Source organism: Psychrosphaera aestuarii, from assembly GCF_017948405.1.
GTDB lineage: Bacteria > Pseudomonadota > Gammaproteobacteria > Enterobacterales > Alteromonadaceae > Psychrosphaera > Psychrosphaera aestuarii.
This window is the reverse complement of sequence record NZ_CP072844.1, coordinates 1220179-1232871: the sequence shown is the minus strand read 5'-3', so window position 1 is coordinate 1232871 and position 12693 is coordinate 1220179. Positions and strand designations below refer to the sequence as shown.

Below are 12693 nucleotides of genomic sequence, written 5' to 3'. Positions count from 1 at the left end.
GTTTGCACGCTGCGTAAGCCTAAGTGTGGTGCTTGTATGATTGAAGATTTGTGTGGGTTCAATGATAAAACGGAATAAGAAAGAAACGCCTTATAAAAAGGCGCAAAATGAAGAGTTCTGAGAAGCAAATAAATGTCTCTATTTCAGCTTCTTGCCAGGCAGTGTTTGACCACCTTGATACAGAGTAAGTGACGTTGCTATGCCATCTACATCAAGCTCAAATTCTATTCTCGCTTTTACTGCGTTATTAACAAACTCGTTGATTGAGTTAGCGGTTAGAGGCAACCTTGGTTGTCCTGTACCTTGGACAAATAACTTATCCTTATCGTGAGTTATCGACAATATAAAACCAGGTACGAGTTCATAGCTCCCAATCAATTTCGCTAACTCTTCTTCAGCCACTTTCACAGGCGTCGTTAGTTTTAAAGATGCCAAAGAATTCGTCAAATAACTGTACCCTATCTCATCCATCAATATAGAGGTGTTCGATAAAATGACGATGCCCCTCTGCAACGTAGGATTAAAGCCAATAAACGAAGCAAATCCGCCAGTTTGACCATTGTGCATATAAACATCACCGTCTGCTGTACCTTGGATGATCCACCCTAGCCCCACTTTAGTACTAGAGTTACCAAATTCGGCCGTAGGCTGGTGGGTCAATTTGATTGCCGACGCTAACTTGTTTTTTTGCATATTGGCTTTTAAATAAAGTGCCATATCAGAAGAATCTGAAACAACAGCACCTGCGCCAGCCATTGCTGGTAGTTGCCAATAGTCGGTTGACTCAAGATTTCCATTGTGGCCTTTGCTTCTTCTTGTCAGCGCAGACTTCGGCACGTCAACAAAGGTATCGTTCATCTTTAGGGGTTTTAGAACGCGTTTCATCAACATTTGTTCGTAATTCATATCATCAATTTCAGCAAGCGTGTGTCCTAATAAACCAACGGCCAGGTTTGAGTATTCTGGTGACTCACCTACCTCACGGGGCAAGGTGTATTGATTAAGAAACTCGTACATCATTTCTGTCGTGTAATCGGCGTAAGGGTTTAATGGGTCGCCAAACGGCATATTGCTTGGAAGTCTAGGTAAACCCGAACGGTGATTTGCCAAAGACTCAAAAGTGATGGCTTTGTTATTTTTCATTGGCAATTTGACTGGCTTAGGCAAGTAGTTTTGAACGGGTTCGGACAGTTTCAACTTTCCTTCGTCAACAAAGGTCGCAAGTGCGGTAGATGTCATTACTTTGCTAACTGAGCCAATTTCAAACAAGGTGTTCTGGTCGATTTCTTGAGCCGTTTCCTTGTTTGCAACACCAACGTTAATAAAGCTCACTTGACCATTTTCGATAATGGCAACGGCGATCCCAGCACTCAGTTTTTCAGTTTCTACTTTGTGTTTAAGCACCCTTTCTAGCTCGGCATTTTCTGCAGTTGCCTGTGAGTTACCAGAGGCTATCGCAATCATTAATGTGATCAAGACGACCACAATCGCAGAAGAAGAGGCTTTCTTATTACGTTGATGTTTGCTGTTTGTTTTTTTGTTATTTGTTTTCTGGTTGATCATAGTCGAAATTCCTTAGTAAACTTTGTCCGCATTTGCCGCAAGCGACTTCTCAAAGTTAGCTCAAAGCGCCCTTAAAGGGATGTGAATAAGAGAGATTAGAAACAAAAAGTCTGTGTTTGGTTCGTTAGCTCATTTCTGCCAAACGTTGCTCAATGTTCTTTAGCAATGGGGCAAACTTGTTTTTGGCAGCGCGTTTATTTAAGAAGTACACACCCACAACCAGCAAACCAACACAAGCGTAATACCAATACATGCCCGACGATATTTGAGGAATACCTTGTTCGTTCACCTTTGCCCCTAACGTGATGAGTAAAATGGCAACCGTCAGCGGAGCTATGTACCACCATACAACCGACTCCAACATCTGTTTTTGTTGCTGAATCTTTTGTTTTTCTTGGACTAAGAAGTCCTTAACGCTACCGCTTTTCTTGGGGTCTACTTTTTTCGCAGATATCAGTCGATATGGTATATACATACAAGCAACAATCGCTACGACTAAACCAATGCTTTGCATCGTGCTTGCCGAATTTAATAAACCCCATATCCAAACTGGGATAAGAAGTACTGCTATTCCAATTTCGAGAAAGTCGCGACGTTTAATCTCTTTATCAATCTTAGTGGTTTGTTGCTCAATCATGTCTATCACCTCAGTTAAATTATCAGGAGTTGATTCAGTTTCAATGGCTTGTTGCCAATCTTGCTTTAAATCATCTAGCTTCACATCAATCTCCTATGTAATTGGTTTCAAATTCAATTTTAATGCGCTTAATGCGCGATCGAACAGCATTAGAAGTAATACCAAGCACAGTGGCGCTGTCATCCGAAGATAGTCCATCTAAGTACATCATCAGCAAGCTCGCATCTATGTCACTTAGACCGTCCATAAAGCTGTTTAGAATGTCAGCTTCGCAGTTTTCATGCTCGGGCTGAATGTCTTGCGCTGATTGATGCAAAGGAGACTGTTTAATCTCTTTTTGCTTCACTGCTGCCCGTACAAATGTACAGGCCGTATTCAGTGCCACTTTATAGACCCAAGTTTCTTGTTTCGACTCGCCGTTAAACGACGCGAAACTTCTCCAAAGCTGCAGCAATATTTCTTGATACATGTCGTCAAACTCACCGTCATGACTATATCGAGACGCGATATAACGTATGCGTCCTTGATTATTGATAATCATTTGTTCGAATTCTTTACGCATCTGTATCTGCATATTTCCAATTGGTTAGATATTTAATTAGTCGGTGATAAAACACGATTGTGTCACAATGGATAAATATTTTTGTAATTAACTTTTTCCCTTTGTTAAATCGCCCTGCTTCTTTATTAATACTTAAAGCGCTAAGGTCCCTCTATAATGCTCGTACGCCTGAGTGGGATGTGTTTATGATTGGTGGTTTGTGCATATTTACCGCACACTACCTTGTAAATTTAAATGAAGCTTTTGAAGAGTATTTACAACGTCATCAAGTTGCCCTTTTGGGATACCTTCCGACATAACATCAAACAATTCTCTCTCAGCTGATTTAAATCGCGTCCCACTGTCACAGCTATACTTTTGGTTCGCCCTAAAGAAATAGCTCAACAAATAACCGTCCTATTTTTTAGAACTGTTTATCTTAATTTTAGAGATTTATTTTCAGTAATAAGAATATAAACTAAACGGATTGGAAATGAAGGAGTTGAACTCAGTGATAAAAAACTCAAGTACTAGCTTTGGCATCGTAAACATTGTAATTCATTGGGTAACGGCATTATTTGTGTTTGGGCTATTTGGTGTTGGCTTGTGGATGGTTGATCTCAATTACTACAGCGAGTGGTACCGCACGGCGCCTGATTTACATAAATCCTTTGGCCTCACCCTTCTTGCTCTAACTTTATTCAGAATAATTTGGAAGCTGGTAAACACTTCGCCTAAGCCGTTATCTAGTAATAAACTAGAAAACATTTTAGGAAACTTAGCGCATATAGGAATTTATGCTTTACTGCTAACAATTATGATAAGCGGTTACTTAATTTCTACTGCTGATGGTCGTGGTATTGAATGGTTTGGATTATTTGAAGTAGCAAGCTTAGGTGAGTTCGTGCCAAACCAAGAAGACATTGCTGGGGATATCCATGAGTGGGCCGCATACATTTTAATTGGGCTTGTTGTTGTGCATAGTATCGCTGCGTTAAAACATCACTTTATTGATAAAGATAAGACTTTGGTTCGTATGATGAAAGTTCAGAAAGAATTACCTAAAGACTGACAATTCAGCTCTAAGTAAATAAACGTTTTATACAAAAATTTATACATTAATAACTAAATCTAACAAAAGGACACAACATGAAAAAGTTAATGATCACATTGGCCGCTATTGTCGCATTAGGCGCAAGTCATATTGCACAAGCAGCTGATTACAAAGTTGATATTAAAGGTGCTCACGCTTTTATTAACTTCAAAGCAAGCCACCTAGGTTACAGCTGGTTAACAGGTCGCTTTAATAAATTTGACGGTAGCTTTAGCTATGATGCTAACAATCCAGAAGCTAGTAAAATTGTTATTGAAATAGACCCTTCGAGTGTAGACAGTAATCATGCTGAGCGTGACAAGCATCTTCGTAGCGCTGATTTCCTATCTGTTGATAAGTTTCCAGAGTCAAAGTTTGTAAGCACTAAGATAACTGACTTGGGCGACAATAAATTAAAAGTTGAAGGTGACTTTACGTTACATGGCGTGACTAAACCAATCGTAATTGACGCTGTTAAAATTGGTGAAGGTAAAGATCCATGGGGTGGATACCGTGCAGGCTTTTCTGGTACAACAACAATCAACGTTGCAGACTACGATTTCAAAAGTGCTTGGGTTGGCGATGTTCAACTAGAGCTTCATATTGAAGGGATTAAGCAATAAACATCTGTAGTAGAGGTGTGTTCCTTAGTCAGTAAAAAAAGCCACTAGTATGTGGCTTTTTTTATAACTGATTGTTAGTTGGAGTGACAATATCGTTTTCGTTAAAATACGATTTGCAAACCTATTGAAGGTATTGGCGATTCTGGGAATTGGTACTCTTCTTCTCTCTCGGAATAATCAGCGTTGTATTCATAACCTTGAACACTCTTTTGCCCATATAAATTTAGTACTTCAAAGTAGATATTTGCTTCTTTACCCCACAATGTGGTCTCATAATCTAAACGAATATCAAGTCTATGGAAGTACTCTAGGCGGTCTGAGTTAAAAGCGGCTTCAACCGGATCATAAAAAATCGGTGGTTGGCTTGTGTCTGGTTGTCCATTATCGCTTTGCGGGTAAACCGGATCAGCACCAACGATCGGCGTGTATAGGCTTCCACTTTGCATACGCCAGCGTCCACCTATCTGCCAGCGCTCATTTATTTCATAATTACTAACCAAGTTAATAATCCAAGGCAAATCATATTGATAACTGAATTCTTCGCCGGTTATTTGATTTACACGTTCAGTTTTACTGTACGCGATGCTTAACCAACCATACCAATCGTTGGATATCGCTTTATTTATCAATAACTCTACACCATAAGCGTCACCGACACCTTCGTTTAAGTAGTTGCTGTCTTGACTGCCACTTGGCACACCACCTAAACTGGTTACCTGTAAATCAGGGTTACTTACCACTAATTCGTCCATATCTTTATAATACGTTTCAAGTCGCCATGCCCAATCAGATTCACCTAAGTATTCGATACCTAACACATAGTGGTTTGACTGACTTAACTTTAAGTCTGGGGCGCCAAACGTATCAGACAAGTATTTGTACTGTCTAAACCATTGATGGTGTTGGCCTGCAGCGAGCTTTAATCTGTACTCATCATTTAATTGATATCGTAACGTCAATCTAGGCTCAATAAATGTTTCTTCTGTGTAGTCATTGTAGGAATAAGCAACGCCCAATCGAGAAGACCAATCACTGTTAATATCCCAATCGTAATCTGCGTATAGATTGTAAAAATTAATGTCGATTTCACTACTTTCAAATTCAGTATCGGCATAATAACTTGGCGGACATACCTCAAATTCATTATTACAAGGCTGTTGCTTACCTGTCACCGAATAATCAACAGTTTGACTTCTAACTTCTATACCACTGTGGAGTAAACCATCGGCTACGTCTTGGTTATTCTTAACCTTAAACATGTAGTCAGTTGTTGTGGCGTCTAGATCTAATAACCTACCAATAACAATGTCGCCACTGCGCTCTAGGCGGTTAACAATTGTTTTTGTTTCACCAAAACTACTGTAGTTTGTCCATATTACACTCTGATTGTGGTAGTACTGGTCTACACCAATGCCCCCTTTTAAATCAGGGTTCTGTAGTACTTCATCGGCATCATCATCAAACAATAACGCGACTTCATCGTTTGAACCTGTTGCCTGCACTGTGAGTTTGTTATTGTCGTCTATATAGTTAACGTATTTGAATTGGTAGTCGTTATTAATTGGCGCTTGATCAAACTCAAACTGCTCTTCGTCATCAAGCACTTTTTCTATATATAAATGAACAAGGCTCTGTCGCATTGCGAAGTAAAATGCCGAATTTTCGTTAATTTTTGACTCGAACAATAGGCCTGTTCTTAAAAAACTAATATCGAATATCGCGGTTGGGTCAACAATCTCAGGATCTTTTAGGCGAGTATCTATAACACCACCAATCGCATCATTAAATTCTGGTTCCCAAGCGCCTGTTTTTAGTTCAAAGCTACGGATTAAGTTTGGATGAAATGTGCTAAAACTATCAATATGGAAGACGTTGCCCACAGGCACATCATCAGATTGATAGTACATGTCTTCCGGTGAACTACCTCTGACTGCTGGGGCAAACCCTCGCGCTAGAACAATACCAGGAAGGCTTTCTATTGCTCGAATAGGATCGTTACCAGCACCAGGTACTTTTAAAATTTTATCTGAGCTGAGCTCTAATCCAGCATCTTTAGAGCCAACAACTCGAATTTTTTCAATCTTGTTGTTTTTTGCTGATTCGGGAGTTTCCTCTTCTAAAGCCTTTATATCTTTAGTTTGTAATGCTGTCGCATTAAAAGAAGAAAGTATAGATAGGGTGATAAATGAAAAAATGAAACGTGAGTGCACTGAGATGTCCTTTCCAAAATAAGCTTAACTAGCTGAATTACGTAATAACTTAAGTAATAGTTTATTTTATTTGGAAACGCCCAACATTAAATTTTATGTCGCGAATGAATATTATTTTTTAGGGTCGGAAAACAAATCTAACGTCGGCTCATTTTCAGGACTAGCAACACCCTGTTCTTCCAAGTTATTAATTTGCTTAAGCTCAAGTTTTTTGGCTAGCCAACGACGCTTTCTCATCTGACATAGCTTAATGACATGCCGTTTATGCTCGTCACCCAGTTTGGTCCAGCCAAAACGTTCGTCTCTACTTCTAAAACAACCATAACAATAACCATTGGGTCCGTTTTGACAGAGTCCAATGCATGGGCTGGGAATTTGAAATAGTTCTAACTGAGGCATTTCTTGAGTTTAAGTGACGGATTATTTTTATGCAACAATCGCCGTGTTTTGAGGATAAATAGTAATAACAATAACTAATTGTTTATACGGTAGGTTTTAACAAGGCAAAAAAAGCCCTGCGTTTGCAGGGCCATTATATTTGATATTTAATTTATTCAATTAAATCGGTTGGGAACGCATCGCGCATTTGAGTCCAAATTTTTCCCGAATCAATACCGTACTTTCGTATCATGTAGATTGATTCATCGTGCTTTTCAGCACTCGCAAACTTTTCTAAATCTGCGTAATAGTCTCTTGCTAACTGTCTAGCTTCGTCATTTGAAAAGTAGTGACCAGCAATCTTTTCCCAAAAACCTTTAAAGCCATTTAGTACTAATACATAAATTGCGTTACCGGAAGCATGGGCTAATTCATGGTTTAAACGATAGTCAAAGTCAGCAAACTGTTGAGGATCATCAGACACCTCTAAAGCTTCTTGCGCTAATTCAATGACTCGCTGTGGATTATTTTTAATTGCACCACGAATATAAATGGCGCTTAAGTTAGTTCGAGCTGACAGCAGCTGATCAATTAAATCTACCGCGCCGTCGATATCTAGTTTTGCAAGCGTGGATAAAATATTGACGCCACATGTATCCCAATAGTTATTTACCCGAGTTGGTTTACCGTGTTGTATCGTTAACCATCCATCACGAGCTAATCGCTGAAGAACTTCTCGAAGAGTTGTGCGAGTAACGCCAATAAGCTCAGAAAGCTCGCGTTCCGCGGGTAAAATTGAACCTGGAGGGAAGCGATCATTCCAAATAGAGTCTACAATATATTCTTCGGCAAACCCCGCTGGGCTCTGCGCTTTTATTATTTTCATGTAAATATTCGTATCTGGTTTTAGTAAAAAACTGATTGTACCAGATGCTTTAAATTGCACAACAAATCAATTTTTAGTGTTCGAAACTAACAAAAACCGTTAAAAAGCACTAAATTAGTTATCAATTCAATTTTATTTTTAGTACATTGCTATGATACTAAAAGTGAAAAACCTTAATAATCAGAAGGAAGGCTAGGAAAGTATGCAGCAAAGTTCTCTGAGTGCTTTTTATCAAAACTTTTTAGGAAACTCTCCTGAATGGTACAAACTTGCAATTATTGCCTGTTTAATAATCAACCCTATTATATTCATGATAGACCCTTACGTAGCTGGCTGGGCGCTAGTTATAGAGTTTATCTTTACATTGGCTATGGCTTTAAAATGCTATCCGCTTCAACCTGGTGGACTACTCGTTATCGAGGCTGTTGCCATCGGAATGACAAGTCCCGGTCATGTTCAGCAGGAGATATCCGCGAACATAAGCGTACTATTGCTTCTTATCTTCATGGTTGCCGGCATATACTTTATGAAAGACTTGTTGATGTACTCTTTCACAAAGATGTTACTTAAAGTCAAATCTAAAATCGCACTCTCCTTATCTTTCACATTTGCAGCCGCATTTTTATCAGCTTTTCTAGACGCACTTACCGTTGTAGCCGTAATCATTACCGTTGTTACTGGCTTCTACATGATTTACCACAAAGTGGCATCGGGAAAACAGTTTAATCATATTGAACACGACCACACTTCGGACGACCATTTAGACAACTTAAAGCGTTCTGATTTAGAAGAGTTTCGAGCTTTCATGCGAAACATCATGATGCACGCAGGTGTTGGTACAGCTTTAGGTGGCGTTTGTACCATGGTTGGTGAACCACAAAACTTAGTAATAGCTGAGCGTGCTGGGTGGCAGTTTGTAGAGTTTGCTCTAAGAATGGCACCAATTACAATTCCGACTCTTATTGCCGGCTTATTGACTACTTATTTAGTCGAAAAATTCAAAGTTTTTGGATATGGCGCGAAACTTCCTGAACCTGTTCGCTTAATTCTTATGGATTACGACGCTGACAGTGACGCAAAAATGACAAAACGTGACAAAGTTAAGCTTGCTGCTCAAGTCGTGATCGCGATCTGGCTTATTGTTGGATTAGCTCTTCACTTAGCTGAAGTTGGTTTAATAGGTTTAACCATTATCATTTTAGCAACATCCGCGGCTGGTATCACAGACGAGCATCAAATTGGTAAAGCGTTCGAAGAAGCATTGCCGTTTACTGCTTTACTATGTGTGTTTTTTGCCGTTGTTGCGGTAATTATCGATCAAGGTTTGTTCGCTCCGGTAATCTCGTGGGTGCTCACTTTCGAGGGCAAAACGAAACTCGTTATGTTCTTCATAGCCAACGGCTTATTATCTATGGTCAGTGATAACGTATTTGTAGGTACCGTCTATATTAATGAAGTAGCGGCTGCACTTAAAAAAGGTATCATTACTCGTGATGAGTTTGACATGCTAGCTGTTGCGATTAACACAGGTACAAACTTGCCGTCTGTTGCGACACCGAATGGTCAAGCCGCATTCTTGTTCCTACTAACATCTGCACTAGCACCATTAATTAGATTGTCATACGGTCGAATGGTATTTATGGCAATCCCATACACGGTTGTGCTGTCGGTAGTTGGAATATTGGCTACCTATTACGGTTTGTATGAAGCAACCGAATGGCTGTACCAAAACCACTGGATTGAGCATCATGTGGGCCTTGGTGAGCCGAGTTCTGCTGGACACTAATAATGTCGGTAGTAAATAACCTTTCCACTTGGCCAGCTTCGCGCTGGCCTTGGTTTATATTGGCGCTTAGTGCTCTCGTATTAGAGTTAACCGCCTTATATTTCCAATATGGCATGGGGTTAGAGCCATGTATTATGTGTGTTTATCAACGCGTCGCAGTATTAGGTGTGTTAATTGCGGCTATTCCTGCGTTAATTCGCCCTGATGTAATACTATTCCGTGCTGTGAGTTTTTTAGCATGGATTGTTGCATCTGTTTGGGGCCTAAAGTTAGCGATTGAACACGTTCGAATGCAAAATCCAGACAACTTTATGCTGCTGATGACCTGTGACATATATCCAAATTTCCCAAGTTGGCTTCAATTACACCAATGGTTTCCAAACGTATTTGAACCACGAGGAACCTGCGGTGATATCGACTGGGTGTTTTTGTCGTTGTCGATGCCACAATGGATGGTGATCACCTTTAGCATTTACTTTTTGACGGCAATATTTTTCCTCTTTGTTCGCCTTGTCAAAAATAAGTCATTATAAAATCTGTTCTTTTTTCCCATCATAAATAGCTGGAGGCTCCTGAAAATGTGAGCTTCCAGCGCTCCTCCACCCAAAACAATCTTTTTATTTAAACAGGCAAACTTTGGCACAAAAACTGCTTTTTATTTGTTTCATAATAATAATAAAAGGTTTTAAGCATTATGTTTTTACCAAGATTGAGCAATAAAAAATGGACTTTGTCGTTTGCTGTTGTAGGTCTTGTTGCAGTCCTATTAACTCTGACTGGAATGAAAAGCTACCAATCACACCAAGCATACATTTTGCAGGGTGCTAGCAAAGGTTCAATGATTTCATTAGTAAATGAAATTGGTGGTGAAGTTGTGCATGACTTTGCCGTAATACCGGCAATTTCTGCCATGCTGACAGACGATCAAGTTTCAGCAATTAAAAAGAATAACCCACTTATTCGTCTGTTCTCAGACGCGAAAGTAAAGCTGGATGGTAAATCGGATGAATGGCATAACAAAAAGCCTCTTCGTTTCAAAGCTAAACAGAGTAAAGTGGTTTGGACAGCAAAAAATAAAACTAGTGAAGATGCAGAACTAGAGAGCATCACTATTAACTGGCCTGCTGCAAACGGTGCGTTAAAAAACTTAAAAGTTAACGGTGAAAAGCTAGTTAAAAATGTTGACGGCAATTCTTATACTCACTATTTCGATAATTTAGTTTCTGTTCAAAGTGGTAGTAAAGTAAAACTGGCCATGAAGTTTGATTCTCTATCAAGTGTTTCAGACTCAGATTATTACATCGCTTTAAACTTATCTGATGGATCTGTTGTTGAACTAGACTCCGTTAAGCAAAATATTACTCGCAATGAACAGCGTGATACCTACTTTCCGACTCAAGTACGTGCAAATGAGCTACACGAAATGGGTATTACTGGTCGCGGCGTCGGTGTTGCTGTAATAGACTCTGGTTTAGCTAATTTTGAACAACTTGAATATAATTCATTTGGCGAAAAGCGTGAAATCCACCGCTTATCACTGGTTGGTGGTAAAAAAGACAAGTTTGGTCACGGTACTCACGTAACCAGCCTTATCGCAAATAGCGAAGTGACTTACACTGAAGATGGGCAACCTACTAACTCTTTCAACGGTATCGCTCCGGATGTTGATCTAATTTCTATCAAAGCATTTGATAAAAACGGTGACTCTACATATTCAGATATTTTAACTGCCATTATTTATGTTATCGAAAATAAAGATCGCCTAAATATTAAAGTATTAAACTTATCCTTTGGTTCTGAAGTTCAATCCTTGTATTTCTACGATCCTATTAACGTTGCTTTAATGGCTGCATGGGATGCCGGTATTACAGTTATTACTTCTGCTGGTAACACAGGCCCTAACGGCATGACAGTTGGTGTTCCGGGTAACAATCCATATTTAATTACTGTTGGTGCAACTTCTGATAATTACACGCCTTTTAATTTTGAAGATGACTTTGTTGCTAGCTTCTCAAGCTCTGGTCCTACTCATGCAGGCTTTATTAAACCTGAATTAGTTGCTCCTGGCGCGCACTTACAAGGTCTAATGTCAGAAAAGTCGTCTCTATTTAAAAACTATAGCGTTTATGATGACAACAACGGTTACTTCCTATTATCTGGCACCTCTCAAGCGACAGCCGTAACGTCAGGTATTGTTGCGCTAATGCTACAAGACCAGCCAAACCTTTCTCCAGACGATGTTAAATGCCGTTTAATTGACACTGCACGTATGGCGCAAACAAAAGAAGGCGATTTAGGTTTTAGTATTTTCCGTCAAGGCGCTGGTATGGTTGATGCCTATGAGGCAGTAATGAGCCAAGCTTCTGGCTGCGCCAATACGGGTATGGACATCAAAAAATCACTTCAGGCAGAAGAGTTTTACTCTGGTCCAGCACGCTGGAACCCTGAAACTGAAGAATACTATGTTTTAGAAAACGATGGGTTCGAATGGGATGGTACTGCTGAAGATGCACTAACAACTCAAGCGATTATTTGGCCTCCTGGTGGTTCAAGTAAAGACTTACCTCACCCGAAGAAAAAGGAAACTACAGCAAATGCGATCATTTGGCCTCCCGGCGGGTCTAGTAAAGATTTAAAGACAAATGCTATTATTTGGCCTCCTGGTGGATCAAGTAAGGACTTACCTCACCCGAAGAAAAAGGAAACTACAGCAAATGCGATCATTTGGCCTCCCGGCGGGTCTAGCAAAGATTTAAAGACAAATGCTATTATTTGGCCTCCCGGTGGGTCTAGCAAAGATTTAAAAACAAATGCTATCATTTGGCCGCCAGGTGGTTCTAGTAAAGATTTACCTCACAAGAAAGTGACAACAAATTGGGTAAATCAAGAATAAAAGTAAAAGGCTCCTCATGAATTGAGGAGCCTTTTTTGTCATGTGACATATGAGTTTTTACATGATATAAACTAACAACTTCT

At 39.7% G+C, this 12693-nt stretch carries 11 protein-coding genes and 1 pseudogene; 5 read left to right on the top strand and 7 right to left on the bottom strand.

Annotation, left to right across the window (positions count from 1 at the left end):
- Positions 1-138 precede the first annotated feature (138 nt).
- The 3 genes from J9318_RS05565 to J9318_RS05555 form a co-directional block, all read right to left on the bottom strand.
- Entirely contained in the window at positions 139-1563 is a 1425-nt protein-coding gene (locus tag J9318_RS05565; protein WP_210562070.1) for a serine hydrolase, read from the bottom strand.
- A 124-nt stretch (positions 1564-1687) separates the two neighbouring features.
- The gene (locus J9318_RS05560) at positions 1688-2284 is read right to left on the bottom strand and encodes a hypothetical protein (protein ID WP_210562069.1); all 597 of its coding nucleotides are present in this window, start codon (positions 2282-2284) and stop codon (positions 1688-1690) included.
- A gap of 1 nt (position 2285) precedes the next feature.
- Positions 2286-2762, bottom strand: coding sequence for an RNA polymerase sigma factor (locus J9318_RS05555; RefSeq protein WP_210562068.1), 477 nt, complete (start codon positions 2760-2762; stop codon positions 2286-2288).
- A gap of 490 nt (positions 2763-3252) precedes the next feature.
- Here J9318_RS05555 and J9318_RS05550 point away from each other — a divergent pair, with 490 nt between their 5' ends.
- Both J9318_RS05550 and J9318_RS05545 read left to right on the top strand, forming a co-directional pair.
- A complete protein-coding gene (locus tag J9318_RS05550) occupies positions 3253-3813 on the top strand; it encodes a cytochrome b (RefSeq protein WP_210562067.1) in 561 nt (186 codons plus the stop codon).
- 77 nt (positions 3814-3890) lie between these two features.
- On the top strand, positions 3891-4457 hold the full coding sequence (locus J9318_RS05545) for a YceI family protein (RefSeq protein ID WP_210562066.1): 567 nt from the start codon (positions 3891-3893) through the stop codon (positions 4455-4457).
- A gap of 101 nt (positions 4458-4558) precedes the next feature.
- On the opposite strand, the gene J9318_RS05540 is transcribed toward J9318_RS05545, so the two are convergent.
- The 4 genes and pseudogenes from J9318_RS05540 to fadR form a co-directional block, all read right to left on the bottom strand.
- Positions 4559-6667, bottom strand: coding sequence for a TonB-dependent receptor plug domain-containing protein (locus tag J9318_RS05540; RefSeq protein WP_210562065.1), 2109 nt, complete (start codon positions 6665-6667; stop codon positions 4559-4561).
- Between the two features lie 111 nt (positions 6668-6778).
- Complete coding sequence (locus J9318_RS14135; RefSeq protein WP_342345700.1) at positions 6779-6904, bottom strand: hypothetical protein; 126 nt, start codon at positions 6902-6904, stop codon at positions 6779-6781.
- Positions 6905-6955: 51 nt separating this feature from the next.
- Positions 6956-7066, bottom strand: a pseudogene (locus J9318_RS14130) (DUF1289 domain-containing protein); the annotation flags it as partial.
- A gap of 151 nt (positions 7067-7217) precedes the next feature.
- Positions 7218-7931 (bottom strand): fatty acid metabolism transcriptional regulator FadR, encoded by a 714-nt coding sequence (gene fadR, locus J9318_RS05530; RefSeq protein ID WP_210562063.1) that lies wholly within the window; start codon positions 7929-7931, stop codon positions 7218-7220.
- Between the two features lie 202 nt (positions 7932-8133).
- Between fadR and nhaB the strand changes: the two genes are divergently transcribed.
- The 3 genes from nhaB to J9318_RS05515 all read left to right on the top strand — a co-directional run bounded on the left by nhaB (position 8134) and on the right by J9318_RS05515 (position 12610).
- Positions 8134-9717, top strand: a complete 1584-nt coding sequence (gene nhaB / locus J9318_RS05525) for a sodium/proton antiporter NhaB (RefSeq protein ID WP_210562062.1) — start codon at positions 8134-8136, stop codon at positions 9715-9717.
- A 2-nt stretch (positions 9718-9719) separates the two neighbouring features.
- Positions 9720-10250 (top strand): disulfide bond formation protein DsbB, encoded by a 531-nt coding sequence (gene dsbB / locus J9318_RS05520; protein ID WP_210562061.1) that lies wholly within the window; start codon positions 9720-9722, stop codon positions 10248-10250.
- 161 nt (positions 10251-10411) lie between these two features.
- On the top strand, positions 10412-12610 hold the full coding sequence (locus J9318_RS05515) for a S8 family peptidase (RefSeq protein WP_210562060.1): 2199 nt from the start codon (positions 10412-10414) through the stop codon (positions 12608-12610).
- The last annotated feature ends 83 nt before the right edge of the window (positions 12611-12693 follow it).